The sequence below is a fragment of the Pedobacter aquatilis genome (assembly GCF_030409415.1).
GTDB classification, from domain to species: domain Bacteria; phylum Bacteroidota; class Bacteroidia; order Sphingobacteriales; family Sphingobacteriaceae; genus Pedobacter; species Pedobacter aquatilis.
Genome location: NZ_JAUFPW010000029.1, coordinates 39,807 through 65,885, shown reverse-complemented (window position 1 = coordinate 65,885; position 26,079 = coordinate 39,807). Strand labels below are relative to the sequence as shown.

At 36.4% G+C, this 26,079-nt stretch carries 20 protein-coding genes; 12 read left to right on the top strand and 8 right to left on the bottom strand.

Going from position 1 to position 26,079, the window contains the following annotated elements; all coding sequences use genetic code 11:
- Nucleotides 1–59: 59 nt before the first annotated feature.
- The 5 genes from QWY86_RS12180 (at nt 60) to QWY86_RS12160 (ending at nt 10,079) form a co-directional block, all read left to right on the top strand.
- Nucleotides 60–3,083 (top strand): amidohydrolase family protein, encoded by a 3,024-nt coding sequence (locus QWY86_RS12180; protein ID WP_290242504.1) that lies wholly within the window; start codon nt 60–62, stop codon nt 3,081–3,083.
- Entirely contained in the window at nt 3,073–4,392 is a 1,320-nt protein-coding gene (locus QWY86_RS12175; RefSeq protein WP_290242502.1) for an amidohydrolase family protein, read from the top strand. The genes QWY86_RS12180 and QWY86_RS12175 overlap by 11 nt, the downstream gene beginning before the upstream one ends.
- Before the next feature lie 411 nt (nt 4,393–4,803).
- Entirely contained in the window at nt 4,804–7,989 is a 3,186-nt protein-coding gene (locus tag QWY86_RS12170; protein WP_290242501.1) for a TonB-dependent receptor, read from the top strand.
- Nucleotides 7,990–8,094: 105 nt separating this feature from the next.
- Nucleotides 8,095–9,846, top strand: a complete 1,752-nt coding sequence (locus QWY86_RS12165) for an ABC transporter ATP-binding protein (RefSeq protein WP_290242499.1) — start codon at nt 8,095–8,097, stop codon at nt 9,844–9,846.
- Nucleotides 9,847–9,860: 14 nt separating this feature from the next.
- Entirely contained in the window at nt 9,861–10,079 is a 219-nt protein-coding gene (locus tag QWY86_RS12160; RefSeq protein ID WP_290242497.1) for a PLDc N-terminal domain-containing protein, read from the top strand.
- A 457-nt stretch (nt 10,080–10,536) separates the two neighbouring features.
- Here QWY86_RS12160 and QWY86_RS12155 read toward each other — a convergent pair whose 3' ends face one another.
- The 7 genes from QWY86_RS12155 to QWY86_RS12130 form a co-directional block, all read right to left on the bottom strand.
- Nucleotides 10,537–10,782 carry a hypothetical protein gene (locus QWY86_RS12155; RefSeq protein WP_290242495.1) on the bottom strand — a complete coding sequence of 82 codons (246 nt, stop codon included), beginning with the start codon at nt 10,780–10,782 and terminating at the stop codon, nt 10,537–10,539.
- Nucleotides 10,760–11,824 (bottom strand): MFS transporter, encoded by a 1,065-nt coding sequence (locus tag QWY86_RS12150; protein WP_290242493.1) that lies wholly within the window; start codon nt 11,822–11,824, stop codon nt 10,760–10,762. The genes QWY86_RS12155 and QWY86_RS12150 overlap by 23 nt, the downstream gene beginning before the upstream one ends.
- An 86-nt stretch (nt 11,825–11,910) precedes the next feature.
- Entirely contained in the window at nt 11,911–14,016 is a 2,106-nt protein-coding gene (gene recG / locus QWY86_RS12145) for an ATP-dependent DNA helicase RecG (RefSeq protein ID WP_290242491.1), read from the bottom strand.
- A gap of 5 nt (nt 14,017–14,021) precedes the next feature.
- Complete coding sequence (locus QWY86_RS12140; RefSeq protein WP_290242490.1) at nt 14,022–14,924, bottom strand: EamA family transporter; 903 nt, start codon at nt 14,922–14,924, stop codon at nt 14,022–14,024.
- A gap of 2 nt (nt 14,925–14,926) precedes the next feature.
- Nucleotides 14,927–15,307: a RidA family protein gene (locus QWY86_RS12135; RefSeq protein WP_290242487.1), complete on the bottom strand. Its 381-nt coding sequence runs from the start codon at nt 15,305–15,307 to the stop codon at nt 14,927–14,929.
- Between the two features lie 10 nt (nt 15,308–15,317).
- Nucleotides 15,318–15,458 (bottom strand): DUF6728 family protein, encoded by a 141-nt coding sequence (locus QWY86_RS20130; protein WP_353958917.1) that lies wholly within the window; start codon nt 15,456–15,458, stop codon nt 15,318–15,320.
- Between the two features lie 97 nt (nt 15,459–15,555).
- Nucleotides 15,556–16,902: an OmpA family protein gene (locus tag QWY86_RS12130; RefSeq protein WP_290242485.1), complete on the bottom strand. Its 1,347-nt coding sequence runs from the start codon at nt 16,900–16,902 to the stop codon at nt 15,556–15,558.
- Between the two features lie 171 nt (nt 16,903–17,073).
- Between QWY86_RS12130 and QWY86_RS12125 the strand changes: the two genes are divergently transcribed.
- Nucleotides 17,074–18,363, top strand: coding sequence for an aminopeptidase P family protein (locus QWY86_RS12125; RefSeq protein ID WP_290242483.1), 1,290 nt, complete (start codon nt 17,074–17,076; stop codon nt 18,361–18,363).
- Here the strand turns inward: QWY86_RS12125 and meaB are convergent.
- Nucleotides 18,350–19,249 carry a methylmalonyl Co-A mutase-associated GTPase MeaB gene (gene meaB, locus QWY86_RS12120; RefSeq protein WP_290242481.1) on the bottom strand — a complete coding sequence of 300 codons (900 nt, stop codon included), beginning with the start codon at nt 19,247–19,249 and terminating at the stop codon, nt 18,350–18,352. The two genes, QWY86_RS12125 and meaB, sit on opposite strands and share 14 nt — an antisense overlap.
- Nucleotides 19,250–19,324: 75 nt before the next feature.
- Here meaB and QWY86_RS12115 point away from each other — a divergent pair, with 75 nt between their 5' ends.
- The 6 genes from QWY86_RS12115 to QWY86_RS12090 all read left to right on the top strand — a co-directional run bounded on the left by QWY86_RS12115 (nt 19,325) and on the right by QWY86_RS12090 (nt 26,074).
- Nucleotides 19,325–20,200 (top strand): glycosyltransferase family 2 protein, encoded by an 876-nt coding sequence (locus tag QWY86_RS12115; RefSeq protein WP_290242480.1) that lies wholly within the window; start codon nt 19,325–19,327, stop codon nt 20,198–20,200.
- On the top strand, nt 20,201–21,187 hold the full coding sequence (locus tag QWY86_RS12110) for a glycosyltransferase family 2 protein (protein ID WP_290242478.1): 987 nt from the start codon (nt 20,201–20,203) through the stop codon (nt 21,185–21,187).
- A 128-nt stretch (nt 21,188–21,315) separates the two neighbouring features.
- The gene (locus QWY86_RS12105) at nt 21,316–23,142 is read left to right on the top strand and encodes an ABC transporter ATP-binding protein (protein ID WP_290242476.1); all 1,827 of its coding nucleotides are present in this window, start codon (nt 21,316–21,318) and stop codon (nt 23,140–23,142) included.
- 1 nt (nt 23,143) lies between these two features.
- On the top strand, nt 23,144–23,944 hold the full coding sequence (locus QWY86_RS12100) for a hypothetical protein (RefSeq protein ID WP_290242473.1): 801 nt from the start codon (nt 23,144–23,146) through the stop codon (nt 23,942–23,944).
- Nucleotides 23,944–24,831: a glycosyltransferase family 2 protein gene (locus QWY86_RS12095; protein ID WP_290242471.1), complete on the top strand. Its 888-nt coding sequence runs from the start codon at nt 23,944–23,946 to the stop codon at nt 24,829–24,831. Before QWY86_RS12100 ends, QWY86_RS12095 begins: the two co-directional genes overlap by 1 nt.
- A 115-nt stretch (nt 24,832–24,946) precedes the next feature.
- Nucleotides 24,947–26,074 carry a glycosyltransferase gene (locus QWY86_RS12090; protein WP_290242468.1) on the top strand — a complete coding sequence of 376 codons (1,128 nt, stop codon included), beginning with the start codon at nt 24,947–24,949 and terminating at the stop codon, nt 26,072–26,074.
- Nucleotides 26,075–26,079: the final 5 nt, after the last annotated feature.

Below are 26,079 nucleotides of genomic sequence, written 5' to 3'. Positions count from 1 at the left end.
AAGCAATTTCGACGCTAATTTATATTAGTTTTAAACAAAATAAACCCCCTAAACATATTATGAAGAAAATTTTACTTGCCTTAGCGCTGGTATTTTCCTCTACAATTCTGTTTGCACAGCAAACCACCTATCCTGTTAATGGTTCTTATGATACAAGACCAGGTATGTTTGCCTTTACCAATGCAACCATTGTAGTAAATGCCACAAAAACTTTATCAAACGCTACATTACTAATTAAAGGACAAACTATTGAAGCGGTTGGTGCCGGTTTAGCAGTTCCGAAAGGTTATGTGATTGTAGATTTGAAAGGTAAATTTCTCTACCCATCACTTATTGATGCTTTTACAAACTACGGTACACCAGATGCCGCTACCCAGGTTCGTGGTTTTGGTGGTCAGCGCCAATCTATTTTTGTATCGACAAAAAAAGGTGCATACGGTTGGAACGAATCCATCAGACCTGAAACTTATGTAAAAAACATCTTTACCGTTGATAGTAAAAAAGCTGATGACTTACGTAAAGCTGGTTTTGGTAGCGTTAACTCGATTAGCCGCGATGGTATTGCCCGTGGTGTTTCGGCTGCTGTAACCTTAAACGATGGTGCAGATAACAACGTTTACCTGAAAGACCAAACCGCAGCCAACTATTCTTTCAATAAAGGCACTTCATCAAATGATTACCCAACATCTTTAATGGGTTCTATCGCTTTGCTTCGCCAAACTTATTATGATGCGCAATGGTATGGCAAACAAAAAGATGAATATAATATCTCGTTAGAGGAATTTAGCAAACAACAGGCAATGCCTCAAATTTTTGAGGTTGATGGCTGGGCAAATGTGCTGCGTGCCGATAAAATCGGGAAAGAATTTGGCAAGCAATTCATCATTAAATCTACTGGTGATGAATACCAAAGAATTGCAGAAGTTAAAGCAACAGGCGCAAGCTTAATTATTCCTTTAGCGTTCCCTAAGGCTTATGATGTTGAAGACCCAGCTGAAGCGAGAAACATTACTTTAACGCAGATGAAAGCCTGGGAAATGGCTCCAACCAACCCTGCTGCCTTGGAAAAAGCTGGCGTTAAGTTTGCATTAACTTCATTCGGATTGGACAACACGCGTGATTTCTGGACGAACATCCGCACGGCGATTGATAATGGATTAACAGAAAAACAGGCTTTAGCTTCTGTAACTGAAATCCCTGCATCACTCTTAGGCATTAATGATAAAGTAGGTTCTTTAGAAAAAGGCAAAGTAGCCAACTTCCTGATTTCATCAGATAATTTATTCAAAAAAGAAAATATCATTTTCGAGAACTGGGTTCAGGGAAAACGTTTCATTGTAAATAAGATGGATGTTTCTGATGTACGCGGTACTTATAACCTTAATGTTGATGGTATTGCCGGTGCATTAATATTAAAGATTACCGGAACTGCCGGTGGCTCAACTGCAGCGATTGAAAGAACTGGTGTGGATAGTGTTAAAACCACAGCAACTTTTACCAGAAATGGCGATTGGGCAAGCATCAACTTCAATTTAAAGAAAAACCCTAAAGGTGATGTACGCTTAAGTGGTTACTTAACTTCTGCTAATCCTTTAACTTTTAAAGGCGAAGTAGCGCTACCTGATGGAACGTTCGGAAAATTTACCGCAACGTATAAAGAAGCGGCAAAAGAAACACCTAAACGTGATGAACCAAAACCAACCTTAGCTGTAGGTACTTTGCTTTATCCTTTCGGGGCATTCGGAAATACTGAAATACCAAAACAGGAAAGTGTTTTAATTAAAAATGCTACCGTTTGGACAAACGAAAAGGAAGGCATTTTGCAAAATGCTGATGTACTTTTAGAAAACGGCAAAATTAAGGCTGTTGGTAAAGGTTTATCTGCCGGAAGCGCAAAAGTTATTGATGGTACTGGCAAACACGTAACCGCTGGTATTATTGATGAACACTCACATATTGCAGGTAGCGGCGGTATTAACGAAGGTGCGCAATCTGTTTCGGCAGAAGTTCGTATTGCTGATATTATCAATTCTGAAGATGTAAACATTTATCGCCAGTTGGCTGGCGGTGTGACCACTTCTCAAATTCTACATGGTTCTGCAAATCCAATCGGTGGTCAATCTCAATTAATTAAACTTCGTTGGGGTAAATCACCAGAAGAATTAAAATTTGCAGGTGCTGATGGTTTCATCAAATTTGCCTTGGGCGAAAACGTTAAGCAAAGTAATTTCGGTACTGGCGCACGTTTCCCGGTAACGCGTATGGGTGTTGAGCAAACATTTGTTGATGAGTTTACCCGTGCAAAAGAGTACGAAAAAGCAAGAGCGGTAAAAGGCAGCAATGTTCGCCGCGATTTAGAATTAGATGCAATTGTTGAGATTTTAAACAATAAACGTTTCATTACTTGTCACTCTTACGTACAAAGTGAAATCAACATGCTAATTCATGTTGCAGATAGTTTAGGTTTCAAAATCAATACATTTACACACATTTTAGAAGGTTACAAAGTAGCTGATAAAATGAAAGCACACGGTATTGCAGCTTCAACTTTCTCTGATTGGTGGGCTTACAAAAACGAGGTTGCAGAAGCCATTCCTTACAACGGAAAGATTATGCACAATGTTGGTGTAAGAACGGCTTTTAACTCTGATGATGCTGAAATGGCTCGTCACTTGAACCAGGAAGCTGGAAAATCGGTACTTTATGGTAACGTTCCGGAAGAAGATGCCTTAAAATTTGTGACTTTAAACCCGGCTCGTATGCTTCACATAGATGATAAAGTTGGAAGTTTAAAACCTGGTAAAGATGCGGATGTGGTTATCTGGTCGGCAAATCCTTTATCTATTTATGCAAAAGCAGAGAAAACTTTTGTTGATGGCGTGGCTTACTGGGATTTGGAAAAAGATGCACAGGTTATCAAAACACAACAAGGAGAAAAAGCTCGTTTAATTCAAAAGATGCTGGAAAGCAAAAACACTGGCGGTCGTACTCAACGTCCGTTCGGACCTGCTCCACGCCTTTACAATTGCGAAACTTTAGGAGATTATTCAGCAGATTTAAACGAAACAGAACATGCACACTAATATAAAGTATTTATTAAGTCTGGCTTTATCGGCATCCAGCCTGATGTGCTTTGCTCAGGCAAACATATCACCAGCAAAAAAACAAACCAAAACCATTGCCATTACAGGCGCAACAATCCATGTTGGCAACGGTACGTTAATCGAAAACGGAACAATCGTTTTCAGCAATGGAAAAATTGTATCGGTTTCTGCAAGCGGACAAGCGCCTGTAGATGATGTAATTCGTATTAATGCTTCTGGAAAACACATTTATCCAGGACTAATTGCATCAACGACTAATTTAGGTTTGGCAGAAACTGAATCTATAAAAGCAACTTTAGATTATCAGGAAATCGGCGACTACAACTCGCACATCCGTTCTATCGTAGCTTATAATACCGATTCGAAAGTTCCGGCAACTTTACGCAGTAATGGTATTTTAATGGCACAACCAACGCCACAAGGTGGAACAGTTTCTGGAAGTTCATCTGTGGTACAATTAGACGCCTGGAATTGGGAAGATGCAGCCATTAAAAAAGATGATGCCATGCACATGACCTGGCCAGTTACCCCTCGTTTCCGCGGTGGATTTGGTGGTTTCGGTCGCCCGCAAGTTTCTCCTGAAATGTTGAACGAGCGTACGCAGGCTGCTATCAATCAGTTAACATCTTTCTTTGCAGAAGCAAAAGCTTACTCGGAAATGGGTAAACCCGAAGTGATTAACACCCGCTTCGATGCGATGAAACCAGTTTTCGCTGGAAAAGAGAAATTATTTATCGCGGCTGAAAGTCAAAAGGACATTGTTGCGGCAGTAAATTTTGCTAAAAAATTCGGAATTACACCTGTAATTACTGGTGCTGATGAAGCTTACTTAATTATCGATTTCTTAAAGGATAACAACATTTCTGTTGTAGTTAAACAGCCTCATGCTTTACCAAACAATAACGATGATGATGTGAACATGCCTTATAAAAACGCTGCAGTTTTGGCTAACGCAGGCTTAAATGTAGTGTTAAGTATCGATGGTTACTGGCAACAACGCAACTTGCCGTTTATGGCAGGTACGGTTACGGCTTGGGGTTTAGATAAAGAAAAAGCTTTATCAACCATAACCTTAAATGCAGCAAAAGTTATGGGTATAGATAAAATAACAGGCAGTATCGAAACCGGAAAAGATGCAACTTTCTTTATCTCTGCTGGTGATGCACTAGATATGCGCACTAATAAAGTAGAGCAGGCTTTTATCCAGGGCAGAGATATTAACCTGGATAATTTGCACAAACAGCTTGATAAAAAATTCAGCGATAAGTACGAAGCTGAAAAGAAATAAGCTAACATAAGCTTAACAAGAAACGGTCAGTATTAATTTACTGACCGTTTTTTTGTTTAATTACTAGCCAACAAATCTAAAGCCTTTTATAGTTCCTTGCAGGTAAGCAGTTTAACTATTAATTCCAATTTAATTTGAATTTAATTCGGACTTTGTTCGGGCCGAATTGTCACAAGTCCGAACCAACCCCGAGCTAAATGCGTATTAAGCCCGACCATATTGTAAACACGTTATCAGTTTAATATGAAGATTAATTCTCCCGACCTAAGTATTAACTAAGAAAGCTTGGTGATTTTATTTTAACATTAAACAGTTTTTTACATAATTCTTAAACCATTTCTTAATCCTAAATCTAATTTCAGTTAACACAACAACATCAACTTTGCACCATAAAATCACAAAAAATTAATCATGGTCAAAAATTTACTCTTAGCAGTATTATTGTTGTGTTTCTGTGTTTCAAATTCCCTAAAAGCACAAACCACGCAAGCCTCAATTTCCGGTAAGGTTACCGATGAAAAAAAACAGCCAATTCCTGGTGTTTCTGTTCAAGTTAAAAACAATTCGACAGGTTTTACAACCCGAACATCATCAAACGCACAGGGAGAATACACATTTAAAGAACTTCCTCTGGGTGGCCCTTATACCATAAAAGCAATTTATATTGGTTACGCGGAGCAAAACAGAGCCGGTTTTATGCTAAACCAAGGAGATGCGGTTGTGGTACCCATCAACATGCAAGAATCAGCTCAAAACCTTGGCGATGTTGAAATCAATGGTTCTTCGTTAAGAAATAAGGTACAACAATTTGGCGCATCAACAGAAATTTCATCAAAAACGATGAATATTTTACCGGTAAATGGTCGTAACTTTTCTAGTTTAACGGATTTATCTCCATTAGCAGGACCGGGTGGTATTTCTGGTCAGTTAGGCTCATCTACTAATTTTACCATTGATGGTATGACGGCTAAAAACCCTACATCAGCAGGTAGCACAACCAGTCGTAGTGGCGCACCATACTCAATCTCAATAGAAAGCGTGCGAGAATTTAAAGTTGTAACCAATCAGTATGATGTGAGCTTAGGTCGTTCTGGTGGTGGAACCATTAGTGCGGTAACCAAATCGGGTACAAATGAAGTTACAGGAAGTGCTTTTGCTTATAATCGTGCTGATTTTTTGGCAAGTAAATATGACATCAGAGGAAATCCTAGAGTAAATGATTTTTCAACTTATCAGTATGGTTTTAGCTTGGGTGGCCCTATAATTAAAGATAAATTGCATTATTTCGCCGCTTGGGATCATCAAAGAGATTCTCGCCCATTAATTATTGCAGATATTAACTCTGATGCTGATGTAGCTCGCTTTAATATTACAAATAATACTTTAAACGATTTCTTAGCTGTTGCAAGAAGTAAATATGGTGTGGCTAATACACAACAGTTTGGTTCTTTCGCAAAAAAAAGAGGAACAGATGCCGGATTTCTTCGTTTAGATTGGCAAATTAATGACAAGAATTTATTAACCGTTAGAGATAACTATACCAACGATAGAAATCCGTTAGGATTAGCAGATAATACGGCTATCAACTTCTATGAAAGTTATGGTAATGATAAAAACGTTGATAATAGCTTATTGGCTACCTTACGTTCAACCATTAGCAGCAAAGTTACCAATGAATTAAAATTGCAGCATTTGTACACTTACCAGGCCAGTACTCAGAATGATGAGTTAGGCTTTGCAATACCAAGAGCTGTAGTTTCTAACTTAGAATCTATATCTCCTACTACCGGAGCAACATTAGCTACTGCAGTTCAAATCGGCGGACACCGTTTTGGCCAAGAGGGTTTTACCAATAATGTTTTCCAATTGGTAGATAATTTTTACTACAATACAGATAAAATCAAATATACTTTCGGGGTAGACATTATGTACACCCATGCAAAATCATTGTATGGTAGTGAAGTAAACGGTCGTTTTACATTTAACACCTCAGGTACGGTTGCAGCAGGAAACAGGCAAACTGCTTTACAGAATTTTAATAATTTAATTCCTATCAGCTACTACAGAGAAGTACCTTTAGTTGATGACCCAACTGTTATTGGTAATTTATGGAATACAGCAGTTTATGGTCAAATGCAAACTAAATTGGGTAAAGGTTTAGACTTTACCGGAGGTTTACGTTTAGACTTTAGTAAGTATCCAACTTCGCCACTTAACCAACAATTATTTGATGCGATTGGTGTGAGAACAGACCATAAGTTAAAACAATTTTTAATTCAACCACGTATTCAGTTTAATTGGGACGTTAATGAAAAACATACCGACTATGTTCGCTTAGGTGCAGGTATTTTTGGTTCTGACATTAATAACTACATGACCATTAATAACCTAACATTTGATGGTAAGCATTTTGCAACGGTTGACGTAACGGGTACAGGTGTACCAACGCCTAACTTTATTGGTTACAGAAATGGAAGCGCAACAGCGCCGACTTTAGCAGCACTACAAATTCCAACCATTAATACATACGCTGACGATGCTAAAATGCCTGTAGTTTATAAAGCCAACTTATCATACAACAAGTTAATAAATGATAAAATCCGTATTGGCATTACAGGTTATGCAACATTAGCACGCAATAACTATATGTATGTGGATAGAAACATGGTGGCAAATCCTTTCTTTACCTTATCAAACGAAGGAAACAGAGGAGTATATGTACCAGCAAATAGCATTATTGCGAGTAACGGAGTTACAGACTGGAAAAGAGGCCGTTTAACGAATGCGTTTGGTAGGGTATTAGAATTAAACAGCAAAGGAAAAGTTAATCAATTTGCCGTGGTTGTAGATGCTACCTGGAAATACTTTAAAGATGGCGAAATTTCGGCAAGTTTTACCTGGAACGATGCTAAAGATAATACTTCATTTAACGGTAACGTAGCCAATTCGGCAACTTTATCCTTACCTGTGGTTGATGACCCTAGAAACTTAAACAACATGACTTATTCTAACGGCCAATTTAGAAACAAGGTTGTTGTTTATGGAACATTGCCATCATTTTATGGCATTAAAGCCGGTATTCGCTACTCAGGTATTGGTGGCACCAGATATAGTTTATTATCTGGAGGAAACACAAACGGCGATTTTGTTGCCACAAACGATTTGGCTTACATCTTTAGTCCTACAAATAGCAACGTACCCGCGGCGCTTAGAACTGCTTTACAAACTTTATTGGCCAATGGCGATGCAAGTCAAAGTTTAAAAGATTACATCACCAAATACGAAGGTACATTTGCACAACGTAATGGTGGTATAAATGGCTTTTATGGTACTTTCGATTTAAGATTAGCTTATGAGTTTAAGTTTGGTTCAAGAAAAAAACAAAGTATTGAAATTTCAGGTGATTTGTTTAACGTAGCCAACTTATTTAAGAAAACATGGGGTACATCAGAAAATTTAGGTACACAAGCACTTTACGCGGTTACTGGTTTTGATGCTGCAACCTCAAACTACAACTACCGCTTAAATAATACTGGTATTGTAATTCCAACGGGTAATCCTTGGCAAGCACAAATTGGTTTGAGATACGGCTTTTAGTCACAGAAAGATACGGTGTATCTTTCCAAAAAGTCATAAAAAAAGGGAATGGATTTTTATCCGTTCCCTTTTTTTATGTTTGCACTTACAAACAACAAAACTTTAATGGGATTATTACTTAACTACCTAAAAAGCCATAAATGGATAGTGGCTTTGGCGCTGTTATTGGCGGGTATAAATATTGGCTTTTCGCTACTCGATCCATATATAACCGGGCGCATTTTAGATAACTTCATCAATAAAAAAGATAAGCTCACATACAGTCAGTATTTATGGGGTTCTTTAGGCTTAATCGGTTTAGCCATTGGTGCGGCAATGATTTCGCGAATTGCTAAAAACTTTCAGGATTACTTTACCAGTGTAATTGTTCAAAAAGTTGGCGCAAAAATGTATGCTGATGGCTTGCAGCATTCGCTAAAATTACCCTATCAGGTTTTTGAAGATCAGCGAAGTGGCGAAACGCTTGGTATCTTACAAAAAGTACGTTTAGATTCCGAAAAGTTTATCACCGCATTTATCAGCATTCTTTTTGTAAGCTTAATCGGGATGATTTTCGTTATCGTTTACTCGGTTTCGGTAAGTTATAAGGTTACTTTGGTTTATTTTTCGGCAATTCCAATCATCAGCTTTGTAAGCTGGTTTTTAAGTAGAAAGATTAAAACCATACAACGCTCAATTGTTGGTGAAACTACGGCTTTGGCTGGCTCGACAACAGAATCGCTAAGAAACATCGAACTCGTAAAAAGTTTAGGTTTAGCCGACCAGGAAATTGAAAGGTTAAATAAAACTACCTACAAAATTTTAGGCTTAGAACTTAAAAAAGTTAAATACGTTCGAAGCATGAGTTTTGTGCAGGGAACAACTGTAAACCTGGTTAGAAGTACAATGGTTTTGGTTTTGTTGCTCTTAATTTTTGATAATACGATATCTGCCGGACAATACTTTTCATTTCTGTTTTATTCATTCTTCCTTTTCGGACCATTACAAGAATTGGGTAATGTAATTTTAACCTGGCGGGAAGCTGAGGTTTCATTAGGTAACTTTAAGAAGATTTTAAGCACACCGATTGATAAAAAACCAGCAAACCCGAAATCTATTCAAAAGATTAAGGATTTAACTTTCAACGCTGTAGGCTTTAAGCACCAAACGGCAAACAGAAATGCTTTGGAAAATATTTCTTTCTCAACACATAACGGACAAACTATTGCCTTTGTTGGTCCGTCCGGAGCAGGAAAATCTACGTTGGTTAAGTTACTTGTTGGTTTATATCCGGCTAAAGCAGGAGAAATTTTATATAATGGTATTACAAGCCATGATATTGATTTGGATGTTTTACGTGAAAAAATAGGCTTCGTAACGCAAGACACACAACTTTTCTCAGGAACGATTAGAGAAAATTTACTTTTTGTAAACCCGACAGCTACTGATGAAGAATGCTTTAAAGTTTTAAATCAGGCAGCTTGCCAAACGCTTTTAGCTAGGGCTGATAAAGGTTTAGACTCGTTAATTGGTGAAGGTGGTGTAAAAGTTTCAGGCGGTGAAAAACAGCGTTTATCTATTGCGAGAGCCTTACTAAGACAACCAGATATTTTGGTTTTTGATGAAGCAACTTCTTCGTTAGATTCGATAACCGAAGAGGAAATTACCAAAACGATTAGAAATGTATCGGATTTAACTGACCACATTACCATTCTAATTGCACACCGTTTATCAACCATTAAGCATGCTGACGTAATTTACGTTTTAGAGAAAGGCCAAATCATAGAACAAGGTTCGCACGAAGCATTAATTGCTCAAAATGGTTTGTATCAAGCCATGTGGCGTCAACAAATTGGCGAGAGAATTGTTGAAGCATAATATATCTTTCTATTATGCTATTACAAACCAATGTTAACAGCAACCAAATTGCGTTGTTTATTATTATTCCGGCTATTTTATGGCTGATATTGATTCTTGTAGCGCTTTATCATATCTCAAGAAATACTGGAATGAACTTTACCGTTAAGGTTTTGTGGTTTATAATTATCGTTATGGCACCGTTTTTAGGCTCGATAGTTTATTTAATCTGGGGTAAAAACAGGAAGTTTTAATCGTTTTCCCGCAGCTTTAAATTGATAAGAAACGCAGATTTTGCAGGTTTTTATAGGCGATTGGACACTAATAGTAGCACAAGTTTTGGTTAAATAAACCTGACTGTACGGAAATACTTTTTGTTGCAGTTGCTTAAGAATTGTGTTGACGAAAACAAAAAGATTGGAGGAAGGCAGGAAGATGCTCAAATTTTAGCAGTCTTTCTGCTTTTCTAAATATTTGATTACCTGATATCTATTTTTTAAAAGTCTTAGCCAGACAGGCTTTTTTCTTTTTGACGTCAAAAAGACCAGCGAAGCTAGCTTGAACACAAATGAAAAAATAAAAGCTAGTGAAAAAACAAAAAACGCCTGCTGAATCCTGAAGTTTCGGGATGTTAGGCCGGAAATAAGTAAAACGAAGATTTAGTATTTAGGCTTAGCTAACCATTCACACCCGAAGAAAAAACCTAAACACCTAACCTTTAGCGGTTTGCTCGTTGATATCTTGCAAACTCAGCTTTGTAAGTGGTTTTGTTTTTAGCCAGGTTACAAAGGCAATCGCGATAGTCATACTCCCGCCAAATACAACGGCAGGAACGAGCCGCATATATTTAGCCGTTAAACCGGATTCAAATTCGCCAATTTCGTTTGATGAACCAATAAACATACTGTTTACAGCAGATACTCGTCCACGCATTTCATCTGGCGTGAGTAACTGCATAATGGTTTGGCGGATAAGAACGAACACTTACACTATCAAAAGAACCCTCAAGGAAAAGGAAAAACAGGGTTAAGTAGAAGTTTCTTGATAATCCGTAACAAACTATACTTAAGCCAAAACCTGTGACGGCAATCAGTAAATTGCGCCAAGGTTTTCCCATCGGGGAAAAGCGTGTCATTGCCAACATGGTAATTACCGCACCAAGAGATGCAGCGCCCCTCATCATACCCAAACCAAAAGAACCAAGATGGAAAACATCTTTCGCAAAAATTGGTAATAACGCCACTGCTCCTCCAAAAAATACTGAGAATAAATCTAAACTCATGGCCCAAACCATCATTTTGGTTTTAAAAACAAACTGAATGCCCTCTTTTAAACTATTGAAAATATTTTGAGTTGGTAAGTATGTTGCCTCATGCTTTTTAAAGGTTAAGATACAGATTAAAGCGATACTGACAAACGCTACAATTACGCTGTAAGCTGCCGTAATGCCCCAAAGCCAATTAACCAAACCACCCAAAGATGGCCCGATAACAGTTGCCAATTGAAAACTGCTCGTACTCCAGGTACTTGCATTTGGATACAGTTCTCTAGGGACAATTTTAGACATTAGGGAGAATGTTGCTGGACCAAAAAAGCCTCTTGCAATCCCGATGCAGAAAACCAGACCGTACATTATTAAAACGATAGCATCTTCTTTTAAATGGAGGTACTTACTGGTGATGATTAACATGAGTACTGAAACGAACCAAACACCAGAGAAAATTTTAATTAACAGACCCCTTTTTTCACTTTTATCGGCAATGTAACCTCCGTAAAGGGCTATACAAATTGCTGGAATTACTTCGCAAAGCCCTACCAAACCAAGTTTTAAAGGATCGTGTGTTAGATCGTAGATGTGATAGGCAATTACTACCGCCTGCATTTGGTAAGCAAGTGTAAAGAAGAAGCGCATGCCTAAAAAAGAACGAAATTCCTTATAACGTAATGCTGCGAATGTATCGGGTTTTACAGTAACGGGATTGGGGTCTGAATCTGCCATTAAAAATTTTTATGTAAAACTACGTTTTGAGAAATTAAAATTGCATTAGATTTTGATATACGATGGTAATTTACCGATAAATGATATTAGGAAATCTTGTCAAATGATATTCCCCTTTCTAACTTTCGTAAATGTGCTTTTAGCGATGCATGTTCTGGTTTTTCTAATTGAGGATCGTTTTCAAAGATTGAAATTACAGTGTTTCTTGCTTCGGATAATATTGCCTGGTCTTTTGCCAAATCGGCAAGTTTTAAATCGAGTACACCACTTTGCTGGGTTCCGGTAATGTCGCCTGGTCCGCGTAATTGCAAATCTATTTCAGAAATTTCAAAGCCATTATTGGTACGAACCATTGTTTCTAACCTGATTTTTCCTTCCTTACTGAGTTTGTTACTGCTCATTAAAATACAAAAAGATTGTTCTGCTCCCCTTCCAACACGACCACGAAGCTGGTGCAATTGAGATAAACCAAAACGTTCGGCATTTTCGATGACCATAACCGATGCATTTGGCACATTCACACCTACTTCTATCACGGTTGTCGCCACCATAATTTGGCTTTTACCATCAATAAATTGCTGCATTTCGAATTGTTTATCAGCATTTGGCATTTTACCATGTACAATACTAATCTGATAATCTGGTCGTGGAAATTGATAGCTTAATTGTTCTATACCCGCTTCCAAGTGCAACAAATCTAATTTTTCGCTTTCCTTTATTAGTGGATAAACAATGTAAACCTGTCTACCTTTGGCTATCTCCTGTTTCATAAAACCAAACATTCGCAAACGCTGACCTTCAAATAAATGCCTGGTTTCAATCGGTTTTCTTCCGGCTGGTAATTCATCAATTTGCGAAACATCCAAATCGCCATACAAAGTCATGGCCAAGGTACGCGGAATTGGAGTTGCCGTCATTACAAGAATATGCGGTGGAATAACATTTTTACGCCATAATTTAGCTCTTTGTTCTACACCAAAACGATGTTGCTCATCAATTACGACTAAACCTAAATTTTTAAACTGAACCTTATCTTCAATAAGCGCATGTGTTCCGATTAAAATATCGATTTCACCGTTTTCCAGCTGCTCATGGAGCATCGTTCTTTCTTTCTTCTTGGTATTTCCTGTTAAGATGGCAACTTTAACCAAATCATCGCTTACCAAATCGGTAATAGAAGCATAATGTTGTCGTGCTAAAATTTCAGTAGGCGCCATCATACAAGCTTGGTAGCCGTTATCATTAGCCAGAAGCATACTCATCAAAGCTACAGCAGTTTTTCCGCTACCCACATCGCCTTGTACAAGCCTGTTCATTTGAACGCCTCTCTGGGTATCCAAACGGATTTCTTTTACAACCCGCTTTTGGGCATTGGTTAATTCGAAGGGTAGAAATTCATTGTAGAACCGAGTAACCTTATCGCCAACCTTATCAAATAAAACACCTTTAAATTTTAATTGTCTGAGTTGCTTATTGTGCAGGAGTTGAAGCTGAATAAAAAATAATTCTTCGAATTTCAACCTTCTTTCCGCAGCATTTAAGTCTGTTTGATTTTTAGGAAAATGAATATTCAATAAAGCTATTCGCCTATCTGGAAGTTGATATTTTGATAAAATATATGGTGGAAGATTTTCAACTACCTGGGGAATAACTTGGTCAAGCAAACCGGCTATTAAACGCTGTAAGCCTTTCGAATCCAGATTGAATTTTTTAAGCTTTTCGGTTGAATTGTATACTGGTTGTAAAGTCTGGTTTCCTCTACCTGCCACTTTACTTTGGTACAATTCCATCTCGGGATGCGAAATGCTAAATGTATTATTGAACATAGTTGGCTTACCAAATGCTACGTAGGCGGCACCAACTAAAATGTTTTCCTCAACCCATTTTAGGCTTTGAAACCAAACCAGTTCCATCAATCCGGTTTCATCTTTAAAAACAGCAACAATACGCTTTGTACGCTTTTCGCCAACAACTTTTTTGCTTACAATACGTCCAATGATTTGAATGTGTTGCGAATCAAGGTTGATTTGATTGATTTTATGATACTTCGTTCTATCAATATATCTGAAGGGATAATGCGAGAGCATATCCTGAAAAGTAAACAGGCCTAAATCCTTTTTAAGCACATCAGCACGACTTGGGCCAACGCCTTTTATAAACTCAACAGGGGTATCTAAAATCGAGTTAAACAAAATATTTACTGCTTTTTAAAAATCAAACCTTTCATCAATTGAGCATTAAAAATAACTATCGACAATAGCAAAAGCAAATAAGCAAAAAGCTGATGCACATCAATTTTCTCCTTAAAATAGAAAAAAGCGACCGCAAATGCTACAATTGGATTCAGGTAGATTAAAATACCAAGTGCTGATGAGGGCATTCCTAAAAGTGCATAAGAATTAAGGAAAAGTGGAATAATGGTAAATATTATGGCAATTAAAAAAATGTGCGCCCAGAAAAAAGTATCCGTTGGGAAAGGCGCTGCGCTTGTTAAATACATAGGCAGCAACAACAATCCAGAAATGATTAATTGTACACCTAAAAAATTAAACTTGTCGATATGCTTAATTACTTTTAATACAATTACATACAAAGCATAAAATGATGCAATGACAACAGCCCATAAAACCTCGTGTAAGGAACCTGTAGCCAACAAAGCAATGCTTATAAAAGCTACAAGTAATGCAGTAATCTTTGCCTTTGATAATTGTTCTTTAAGGATTATAAAACCACACAAAGCGGTAAGCAAGGGGCAAACCATGTAGGCAAAGGCTGCCGATTTTAAACTAACGCTATTTACGGCGTAGATATATGTGAACCAATTTCCGGTAATTAGAACTGCTGATAGGAAGGTAAGTAATAATAATTTCGATTTCTCCTTAGCTGAAATAGATTTTAAGTATTTTAAGTCACTTGCCAAAGCCTTTCTTCTGAAGAATGCAATCGTACTCCAAACAACAACTATAGAAATGAAAAGACGATAATACAATATTTCCTGGGGAGGAAAACCTTTTATATTACGCAATGGAACCGACATTGTTCCCCATATGATATAGGGAATAATGCCGGCGATAAAATACTTTGCTCTGCTTGCTGCCAAAATTAACCTTTAACAGCAATTACAGAAATTTCTACGTTAACATTTTTAGGCAAAGCCGATACCTGAACAGTTTCTCTGGCGGGGAAATCGGATGTAAAATATTTACCATAAATTTCATTCACCTCAGCAAAATTCCCCATATCTGTTAAAAATATACTGCTTTTAACTACATTATCGAAGGTTAAACCTGCTTCTAACAATACAGCCTTTAAGTTGCGCATTACCTGATGCGTTTCTTCTTCAATGTTAGGCATATTTAATTCTCCGTTTTCTGGGTTTATAGCTACCTGACCAGACACGAATAAAAAGTTGCCAGCCATTACCGCCTGATTATATGGACCAATAGGCGCCGGCGCACTAGTGGTATTGATAATTTGTTTCATTTTAATATAATTATGATTTAGAAAGCCACTGGATGAGCTTATAGATTATGCCTGCAAGGAAAACAATAATGGCCAATGCATTTATAAAATGCATAATTTTCAAATTTATATTATTTGGTCTATTGGGATTCTTTTTCCTAAAGAAATACATGAGGCAAACTTAATAAAAAAGGCTCAGCCTGAAAATTAAAAAGGCATAAAAAAAGCCCCGATAAATATCGGGGCTTCTTAAACTTTATATTGAAATACTAGTTTCTAGCAGTTTCAACACGACGATTTTGGATACGACCTTCTTCAGTATCGTTTGAAGCAATTGGATTAGCTTCGCCTAAACCTTTTGTAGTAACTTGACTAGCGTTAACGCCAGAGTTTACTAAGTAAGTTTTAACAGAGTTTGCTCTGTCTTTAGATAATTTCATGTTATATGCAGCAGTACCTTCGCTTGAAGCGTAACCAGTTACAGTTGCTTTACCACCGTTTTCACGTAACACTGAAGATAATTTATCTAAAGTAGGATAAGACTCAGTTTTTAATACTGATGAGTTAAAATCGAAACCGATTTTCTCAAAGCCAGTAACATTTGATGAATCAGCAGGAGCCTCATATTTTGGAAGTGGGCAACCTGAACCATCAACAGCAGTACCTGCAGGAGTTCCTGGGCATTTGTCGAATTGATCAGCAACACCGTCACCGTCAGTATCTTTTTTCAAATCTTCAACAGATTTTTCAACAGCAGATACACGGTTTTTCAATGCTTCAACTTCTTGACGTAAAGTAGGATCTTTTAACTCATCGTACATTGTAGCTAATGGGTTAGACCATTCTAAACTTGGTTTTGCAGAAGAACCTAAAGAGAACTCTAAACCAGCATAACCGTAAGAGAATTTATCTTTAGTTTGACCTTTAGCATAAACTCCGTCTAAGTTATCAGCATCAACAAAGTTCATTGTATAACCTAAGTTAAAGTTAACACGCTCAGAAACTTTGAATTTAACACCAGCACCAACTGGGATATACATACCTTTCACGTAGTCTTTTGGAGAATCGTGTCTGTCATCAGCAGGGCCTAAAGCTTTACCTTTCCAATCAACAACAGTACCGTTAGTATAAGTAACTTTTGGAGCATAAGCCATGTAACCAGCACCAGCAGTAACGAAGAAACCTACAGCGTTTTCACGACGTAAGAAATCGATAGAACCTAAGTTGATAACACCGCGTAAATCTACAGCATATTGTAATTGAGTTTCGAATTCTCTAACAGTAGCACCAGTTACACCTTCGTTAGTACCAGAAAGTTTACCGCGAGTTCCGTTTAATTCTAAACCGAATGCGTGGCTTAATTGTTTACGGATGTTTAAACCGTAACCTAAGTTAGCATCCCATTTGTTAAAATCATTAGTACCACCAATAGCAACAATCGGCATTAATACACCACCGTGTACGCCAATCGACCATGTTCTGTACTGTCCTCTTCCACCAAATACCTTGGTAGAAGAAGTTGTTGCAGGAGCATCCTGAGCGACAGCAAGAGAAGCAACTCCTGTTAATGCCACTAAAGAAAGCGCAACACTTTTCTTTAAAGTAGAATAATTCATAATCTTTTTCTTTTTTAAGGGTTAAACAATTTAATTGATTAATTTTTCAGTAACTGCAAAATTAAACAAAATATTAAATTTTCAAACTTTTATACAAACTCCGTTCCAAACTTCGCTATCAATTATCATTTTCTTACATTTGGCCATCACCTGTTTTACAAAATAACAATTATGAAATATCCCCAAATTAATCAGGATTTATTTGTTTTAAATAGAATAAACTTCGTTAAACAATTAAAAAACAACTCGTTAGCTATATTTCAATCGAATGATGAATTCCCAAGAAGTGGCGATCAGAATTTTATTTTTAAGCAAAATCCAGATTTATTTTATTTATCAGGCATCGATCAGGAACAAACTATTTTGCTGCTTTACCCTGATTGTCCTAATCCTTTGTATAGAGAAGTCCTGTTTTTAAGACAGACGAATGATTACATCAAAGTATGGGAAGGATATAAATACACCAAGGAACAAGCTTTGGCAACTTCTGGCATTAAAAGCATATTCTGGTTAGAGGATTTCGACAATATCTTACACAGTATAGTTAATTATGCAGACAACATCTATCTTAATACAAACGAAAACGATAGATATGCACATACAGTTCCCTATCGCGATATCAGATTTATTAATGAAATCCGTTCCAAATATCCGCTGCATCATTTTGAGCGTTCAGCTCCAATTATGAGGCAACTGAGAGCAATCAAATCTGATGTTGAAATCGAATTAACAAAAAAAGCTTGCGCATTAACCCGAGATGCTTTTGTAAGGGTTTTGAAATTTATAAAACCTGGCGTTAATGAGTATGAAGTTGAGGCCGAAATTATTCATGAATTTATCAGACAAGGTGGAACCGGTCATGCTTATACGCCAATAATTGCATCTGGGCATAATGCCAACATTTTGCATTATAACGATAATAATCAGGAGTGTAAAGCGGGCGATGTAATTTTATTTGATTTTGGAGCAGAATATGCAAACTATAATGCGGATATGAGTCGATCGGTACCAGTTAGTGGCCGTTTTACCCCAAGACAAAAAGATGTTTACAATGCCGTACTTCATGTAATGAAAGAAGCAACTAAGTTGATTGTTGATGGAACGGTTTGGAACACATATCATGAGCAGGTTGGGGAAATAATGACCGAACAGCTTATTAATTTAGGTTTAATTTCTACAGATGATGTAAAAAAACAAAGTGCAACCTGGCCGGCTTACAAAAAATACTTTATGCATGGTACATCTCATCATTTAGGTATAGATGTACATGATTTTGCGGGAAGATACACGCCTTTTGCTATTGGAAATATCCTTACCGTAGAACCTGGAATTTACATCCCGGAAGAAGGGCTGGGTATTCGTTTAGAAAACAATATCTTAATTACCTCAAACGGAAATATAGATTTAATGGCAGATATACCCGTAGAAGCTGAAGAAATTGAGGACATTATGAACTCGTAAATTCATCAGCAAAACGATAAATATTAAAATTATCATTTTTTAAAGCTTCGCGGATTGATTCGCGGAGCTTTTTCTTATCAATACCTTTCATTTTTTCCTGTTGAATAAGTTTCCAAGCTTTTTCTGCAAACAAAAACTCCTTTCTTCCTGCCTGATTTCCATATACTGGCGACCTCATCCAATCGCATAAATCATCTATACCTGTATTTTTATCAGCAATGGTTTTAAAAACAGATATTTCTTTAGCGCCCTGATGAACCATTTTTTTCAAATTGTTGGCAAAAACATCTGCACCTTCCCTATCGGCTTTATTAACCACAAAGCAATCTGCAATTTCCATCAATCCAGATTTTATATTCTGAATTTCATCTCCCGATTCGGGTACTAAAACCACAATCGTTTTATCGGCCAAACCAGCAATTTCAACTTCCGATTGCCCAACGCCAACCGTTTCTACAATAATTAAATCGAAGTTTGCTGACTTTAAAACATCAACCATTTCGATAGTTTTTGCAGAAATGCCACCTAATGCACCACGCGTAGCAAGCGAACGGATAAACACATTCGGGTTATTAAATTGGCTTGCCATTCTAATCCTATCGCCCAATAAAGAACCAAAATTAAATGGCGAGGTTGGGTCGATTGCCAGAATGGCTACACGTTTATTTTCCTTGGTAAAATGATTTGCTATCTCATTAACGAGTGTGCTTTTCCCAGCTCCCGGTGGACCGGTTATACCAATTACCCTAACCTCTGCTTTACTCTCTAAACCCTTTAAAATTAAGTTTGAAGGTGCAATATCATTCTCAACCAGTGTTAAAGTTCTGGCGAGCGTTTTAATATTGCCTTGCTTAATTTCGCGTATAACCGATAGGTTGGTATTCATCAATAAAACTATATTTGTACAAATAAACAAAAATATATAGCGTTAAGAAGCTAAAATCAACAACAAATTTTATAAATGAAAGTTACCGGATTTACCTTTATCAGAAATGCTGTGGCGAACGATTATCCGGTACGAGAAGCCATACTTTCAGTTTTGCCTTTATGCGATGAATTTGTTGTTGCGCTCGGCAACTCGACTGATGAAACTGCGGCCTTGGTTAAAAGCATCGACCCAAAAATCAAAACTTTTGATACCGTTTGGAATGAAAGTTTGAAGGAAGGTGGCTTTGTTTTTGCCGATGAAACCAACAAAGCCATAGCCAAAATATCAAAAGAAACCGATTGGATGGTTTACATTCAGGGCGATGAAGCCATTCACGAAGATTATTTGCCGCTGATAAAAATGGAAATGGAGGCGGAACTGCATAATAAAAATGTAGAAGCGCTGCTTTTAAAGTACAAACATTTCTATGCTTCTTACGATTATTTAGCAGAATCAAGACGCTGGTACCGCAGAGAAGTAAGAATTCTTAAAAACCTGCCGGGCATACATTCTTATAAAGATGCACAAGGTTTTAGAATTAATGATAGAAAGTTAAAAGTAAAACTAATTGATGCCTTCATTTATCATTATGGATGGGTGAAACCACCAAAAGGTTTACAAGGCAAGGTTAGAAATTTCAATCAATATTATCAATCAGAAGAATGGATTGAAGAACGTTACCCGGTACAAAATACGTTTGATATGCATAACGCAGATAGATTGGTTCATTTTAAGGGCAGCCACCCAGAAGTTATGAAGGATAGAATTGCCGCTGCAAACTGGAAATTTGAGCAAGACTTGACGCAGCTGCCTTCAAAAATGAATTTCAGGAGAAAGCTTTTGCAAAAAATTGAAGATTTAACCGGACTACGTTTATTCGAATACCGTAATTATAAAATAGTGAAATAGATGCAAAAAAGCGTTTCAATTGTAATTCCAAATTATAACGGCAGGCATCTGTTAGAAAATTATTTACCATCAGTTTTTACTGCTGTAGAAAATGCTAAAACTGATTTCGAAGTAATCGTAATTGATGATGGTTCAAAAGATGATAGCATCAATTTTATTAAAAATAATTATCAAAATGTTAAGCTGCTTATAAATGATAAGAACAGGGGTTTTTCTTACACCTGTAATCATGGCATCCGCGAATCGCAATATGAACTAATTTTACTTTTAAATTCGGATGTTAAGTTAACGCCAGATTATTTTGAGCACCAATGGAAGTATTTTGAAAAGGAAGATACGTTTGGGGTGATGGGCAGAATAATGAGTGTTGATGGCAACAGAATTGAAGATGCCGCCCGACTTCTCTATTACAGCGGATGCAGAATTAAAGCCAATAAGTTCTATTACAGCGAAAACCCCGAAGACGAGCAAGTTTATACTGCTTATCTATCTGGCGCTAATGCTTTGGTTGAGGCTAAAAAACTCAAAGAATTAGGTGGTTTTGATGAAATATTTTCACCTTTCTCATCAGAAGATTTTGATTTAAGTTTAAGGGCTTGGCAGTTGGGCTGGAAGTGTTACTACGAACACCAATCTGTGTGTTTTCATCACGTTAGCGGAAGTACAAAAACCCAAATAAAATCGAATTTTATAAAGAAGATATATTATCGCAACAGATTTTTATTGCAAGCTATTCAGCTAAATGGCTTACGCTTAAACTTACTGCCTTTACATTTACTTTTTGCTGAAATTATTCCGAAAATTTTAACCGGCAAGTTCTGGATATGGAATGCCTTTCAAGAATATAAAGGAATGAAAAATGCAATTACAGCCAGTAGAAGTAAATTAATTAAACTGAAGAGCAAATACAATTCACAACTTGATGTGAGCGATATTACGCAACTCATAGATAAATCGCTCGCAGGCAAAAGCATAAAGCGATTGTAATTTTACAAGGCTAAACACCTCAAAATATAAACCTCTATTTGAAAACCGTACATTTGTTAAGTTTTAATTAGATTTTTTTTGGATGGTGTTTATTCATCATCCATCATACATATTCCATTTTTTATAAAATGAAGACCTATTTTCGTTTACTATCCTTTGCAAAACCCATTGAAAAGTTTGCCATACCTTATGTTATTGCAACGCTTTTTGCTATTATCTTTAATACGTTTTTATTCACTTTATTAGGACCGTTGATGACTGCATTGTTTTTAAAAGACGATTGCTCAACTCCAATACCAACCACAGAAAGCAAATCTCTTGTAGACCCAAGAGAGATTTTTCAAGAGTACATTAATAAGATTAGTCTTCAACACGGTGATGTTTATGCCTTAAAAATAATCTGTATTGTAATTGTGATAACAGTGTTACTTTCAAATTTTTTCCGTTATTTCTCTCAGCGATACATGGAAGATTTAAGGGTACATACTTTGCTAAACCTCCGCAAAACGGTATTCAACAATGTGATGAATTTGCATGTTGGCTATTTCAACAATGAAAGAAAAGGAGATATAATTTCTAAAGTTGCATCTGATGTACAGGTGGTGCAATTTACTGTTACAAACACTTTGCAGGTTGTTTTTAAAGAGCCACTACAACTAATCTTTTTTATTGCCGTATTGTTATCTATATCTGTAAAATTAACTTTGTTTTCGCTTTTAGTAATTCCGGTTTCTGGTTTTATCATTAGTAAAATTGTTAAAAGATTAAAGCAGCAGGCAACCCAATCTCATGAATCCTTCGCTAAAATGATTGGCTTTTTGGATGAATCTTTAAGCGGAATTAAAATCATTAAAGCTTTCAACGCATCGAGTAGAGTTAAGGAAAAATTCGGCGAAGAAAACAAATTCTATTCATTTTTAAATCGTAAAATGGCAAGAAGACAACAGCTTGCATCTCCCGTATCGCAAACATTGGGTGTATTAGTCGTTGTTTTTATTTTGCTTTACGGTGGTACAATGATTTTAACTGGTCAGGGAAATTTAAAAGGCGGTGAATTTGTGGTTTACCTTGCAACTTTTAGTCAGGTTATGCAGCCAATAAAGGCCATAACCGATTCTTTTAGCGGCATTCATTCTGGTATTTCGGCTGGCGAGCGTGTTTTAGAATTAATTGATACCAAACCAGAACTCACCAATAAGCCTAAAGCTGAAACATTAGATACCTTTGGAAAATCATTAGTTTTCGAAAATGTTGCTTTTAGTTATGGCGAAAAACAGGTTTTGAAAAACATTAATTTAACGATAGAAAAAGGAGAAACCGTTGCATTAGTTGGCCCATCGGGTGGTGGAAAAAGTACATTGATGGATTTAATTCCTCGCTTTCACGACCCAAAATCAGGAACTGTGAAAATCGATGGTCACGATTACCGTGATTTAACTGTAGAAAGTATTCGCAGCAATATGGGTACTGTTAATCAAGAATCGTTTTTGTTTAACGATACCATTTTTAATAACATCGCTTTTGCAAAACCAGATGCTACAGAAGCCGAAGTTATCGCGGCAGCAAAAATTGCTAATGCGCATGACTTTATAGAAAATACGGAAAGCGGTTACCAGACTTTGGTTGGTGATAGAGGCAATAGATTATCAGGTGGACAAAAACAACGCGTTTGTATTGCCAGAGCCGTTTTAGCTAATCCACCGATTATGCTTTTAGATGAAGCAACCTCTGCATTAGATACAGAATCAGAAAAATTGGTACAGGAAGCATTAAATAACTTGATGAAGAACAGAACTTCTATTGTAATTGCACACCGTTTAAGCACTATTCAGCATGCTGATAAAATTGTGGTGATTGATAAGGGCGAAGTTATCGAAACAGGTTCTCACCAGGAACTAATGTCGCAAAATGGCCTGTACAAACGTTTAATTGACATGCAAGCATTTAACGATTAAAATGAGTAGTATTTTAAATATCGCAAATTCTATTAAGGCAGAAAATTACGCTTTTGAATTTTCGATATGTACACTTGTAACCCGAAAACAAGAGTACAACGAAATGCTCGAATCATTTTTAACGGAAGGTTTTAACGAAGATAAGTGCGAATTTATTTATGCAGATAACGCAGAAAAAAATAATTTCGATGCATTTTCTGCCATCAATCTATTTCTAAAAAAAGCAAGAGGGAGATATATCATTATTTGCCATCAAGATATTTTGATAAACAAAGATGGTTATGATGAATTAGTAAAATGTTTGGCGCAACTCGATAATTTAGACCCCAGCTGGGGCGTTTGTGGCAATGCCGGTGCAGCCGGACCAAACCATATCGTATATTATATTTCTTATCCTGATGGAACTTTTATGAACAAAGGAAAGTTTCCATTAAAAGTTACAGGTTTAGATGAAAATTTCCTTTTGGTAAAAAATAGTGCTAACCTTAAAGTTTCGAATAATTTAAACGGTTTTCATTTGTACGCAACCGATTTGGTATTGCAAGCCGAACTAAATGGTTTTTCATCTTACGTGATCCCATTTAACTTAACGCATAAAAGCCGTGGAAATCGTGACGATGACTTTTTTAGAATTAGAACCGAGTTAATAAATAAATACAATCGCTTTTTTAGAAGCAGATGGATACAAACCAATTCAACAGTTTTTCATTTATCGGGGACATTTTTAGGCAAGTTAGGCGGAAACCCATTGTTTTTGTTTTTTGTTAGGATGTGGAACGGGTTACATAAGCGTAGAAAATAATGGCTACTAAACAACCTCTGGTTTCTATCGCTCTATGCACCTACAACGGCGAAAAATACATCGCTAAGCAACTCGATTCAATTTTAAATCAAGATTACCCAAATCTGGAAATTATCATTAGCGATGACGTTTCGAGTGATGGAACGGCAGCAATTTTAGAATATTACGCCGCAAAAAATCAGAATATTAAGTTTTGGATAAATGATTTTAATTTAGGTTTCAATCAGAATTTTAAAAAGGCGATAGATAATTGTTCCGGTGATTTTATTGCCATTGCAGACCAGGACGATATTTGGCTCGAAAACAAAATTTCTGTTTTAGTTAATAACATTGGCGATAATCTTTTGATTTACCACAATTCAGAGTTTATTGATAATCAAGACAAATCAACAAGAAAAAGTACGCTTTCGCACCATCGTTTTGTAAAAGGTGAATGCGCAAAAAACCTACTTTATTATAACTGCGTTTCTGGTCATACCTGCCTAATAAAGAAAGAACTTTTAACCTTAACACCTGAATTTCCAGCCCATTTTTATTACGATTGGTGGTTAGCCTATACTGCCGCTTGCACGGGTAGAATTACTTATTTAACAGATAAACTTGTGCTTCATCGTAAACATGAAGAAAGCTCTACCGGAAAAGATAAAACTGATGCTAAAACAACCAGAAAAGCGCATCTAAATTTATTCCTCAACCATCCTTTAACACCTAAAAATCTAAAAGAATTTATTCAATCTTTATTAAATGGTTATGAGCTATTAAATACGGATAGTTTCTCAACAAAGCTTTTTAACACCTTAGTATCTAATGTAAAATCACTTTTCTACATCAGAAAACGTTCTGTTTTCTCTTTAATAAAATTAATATACCGGGAGAGTTCAAAATAATATTGCTGCACATTTAAAGGATTAATATTATATTTTTGTTCGTTAATCGTATAAAGAAAGTTACCGTATGTTGAGTAAAATAAAATCATGGTTTAAGAATACACAACCAATAGCCATGGTCTTTAATTTTTTAGATTCATCAAAAAAAACAATTCTGGTTATAGATGATGATCTACCTCAACACGATAAATCTTCAGGTTCGAAACGGTTGTTTGAAATCATAAAAATTTTAAAAAACTTAAATTTCAATGTTATTTACCTTCCAAATAACGGAATAAAAATTTCGCCCTATTACGAACAGTTAACTGATTTGGGCGTTGATGTTCTTCTAAATTCGCCAGATAGAAATGGATTGCTTTATAATCTCGATGGGCTCAAAAAACATATTGATTTTGCATGGATTTCTAGACCGATTTTAAATATCGAATTCAGAAAAATATTAAAATCGAATAGAAAGATTAAAATTATATTCGATACTGTTGATTTACATTTTGTGCGGATGTTAAGGCAGGCAGAAAAAGAGCAAAATGAAAAGCTGAATAAAAAAGCCATAAAGTTTAAAAAAATAGAATTAAACCTGGCAAAAGAGGCAGACGCGACGCTTGTTGTAACCGATACTGAACTAAAACTTTTAGAGCAAGAGGGCATTAACAATATTACTGTTATCCCGAATGTACACGCTTTAAGTATTCCTGAAACAGAAATTAAATTTGAAAACCGAAAGGGAATTGTTTTTATTGGTGGATATAAACACGAGCCAAACGTTGATGCTGTGATATGGCTGATTAATGAAATTATGCCTTTGGTATGGAATAAGCTCGGCAAAATACCCGTTTATTTATTGGGTAGTTTCCCGCCAGATGAGGTGAAAAATTTAGCTGGAGATAATGTATTTGTGCCTGGTTTTTTAGAAGATGTAAGTGAGTATTTTCTAAACTCAAGAATTTTTGTTGCACCACTGAGATACGGAGCCGGAATGAAAGGTAAAATCGGGCAAAGTTTAGAGTTTGGTTTACCAATTGTATCAACAGAAATTGGTACCGAGGGCATGAATTTAACACATGAAAAAAATGTGATGCTCGCTAATGAAAGAAAAGATTTTGCTGATAAAATTATTCAATTGTATCAGGATGCTAATCTTTGGCATAGGGTAAAAGAAAATGCGTATCAATCAATTTTTGATTACACACCTGCTGAAGTTTCTAAAAAGTTAACTGAATTATTTAAAAAACTCGATACATAATTATT

Bases quoted from the DNA above. Each gene is read 5' to 3' on its own strand.
- QWY86_RS12180 (WP_290242504.1), top strand. From the start codon at position 60: ATGAAGAAAATTTTACTTGCCTTAGCGCTGGTATTTTCCTCTACAATT.
- QWY86_RS12175 (WP_290242502.1), top strand. From the start codon at position 3,073: ATGCACACTAATATAAAGTATTTATTAAGTCTGGCTTTATCGGCATCC.
- QWY86_RS12170 (WP_290242501.1), top strand. From the start codon at position 4,804: ATGGTCAAAAATTTACTCTTAGCAGTATTATTGTTGTGTTTCTGTGTT.
- QWY86_RS12165 (WP_290242499.1), top strand. From the start codon at position 8,095: ATGGGATTATTACTTAACTACCTAAAAAGCCATAAATGGATAGTGGCT.
- QWY86_RS12160 (WP_290242497.1), top strand. From the start codon at position 9,861: ATGCTATTACAAACCAATGTTAACAGCAACCAAATTGCGTTGTTTATT.
- QWY86_RS12155 (WP_290242495.1), bottom strand. From the start codon at position 10,782: ATGCAGTTACTCACGCCAGATGAAATGCGTGGACGAGTATCTGCTGTA.
- QWY86_RS12150 (WP_290242493.1), bottom strand. From the start codon at position 11,824: ATGGCAGATTCAGACCCCAATCCCGTTACTGTAAAACCCGATACATTC.
- QWY86_RS12135 (WP_290242487.1), bottom strand. From the start codon at position 15,307: ATGAAACAAATTATCAATACCACTAGTGCGCCGGCGCCTATTGGTCCA.
- QWY86_RS20130 (WP_353958917.1), bottom strand. From the start codon at position 15,458: ATGTATTTCTTTAGGAAAAAGAATCCCAATAGACCAAATAATATAAAT.
- QWY86_RS12130 (WP_290242485.1), bottom strand. From the start codon at position 16,902: ATGAATTATTCTACTTTAAAGAAAAGTGTTGCGCTTTCTTTAGTGGCA.
- QWY86_RS12125 (WP_290242483.1), top strand. From the start codon at position 17,074: ATGAAATATCCCCAAATTAATCAGGATTTATTTGTTTTAAATAGAATA.
- meaB (WP_290242481.1), bottom strand. From the start codon at position 19,249: ATGAATACCAACCTATCGGTTATACGCGAAATTAAGCAAGGCAATATT.
- QWY86_RS12115 (WP_290242480.1), top strand. From the start codon at position 19,325: ATGAAAGTTACCGGATTTACCTTTATCAGAAATGCTGTGGCGAACGAT.
- QWY86_RS12110 (WP_290242478.1), top strand. From the start codon at position 20,201: ATGCAAAAAAGCGTTTCAATTGTAATTCCAAATTATAACGGCAGGCAT.
- QWY86_RS12105 (WP_290242476.1), top strand. From the start codon at position 21,316: ATGAAGACCTATTTTCGTTTACTATCCTTTGCAAAACCCATTGAAAAG.
- QWY86_RS12100 (WP_290242473.1), top strand. From the start codon at position 23,144: ATGAGTAGTATTTTAAATATCGCAAATTCTATTAAGGCAGAAAATTAC.
- QWY86_RS12095 (WP_290242471.1), top strand. From the start codon at position 23,944: ATGGCTACTAAACAACCTCTGGTTTCTATCGCTCTATGCACCTACAAC.
- QWY86_RS12090 (WP_290242468.1), top strand. From the start codon at position 24,947: ATGGTCTTTAATTTTTTAGATTCATCAAAAAAAACAATTCTGGTTATA.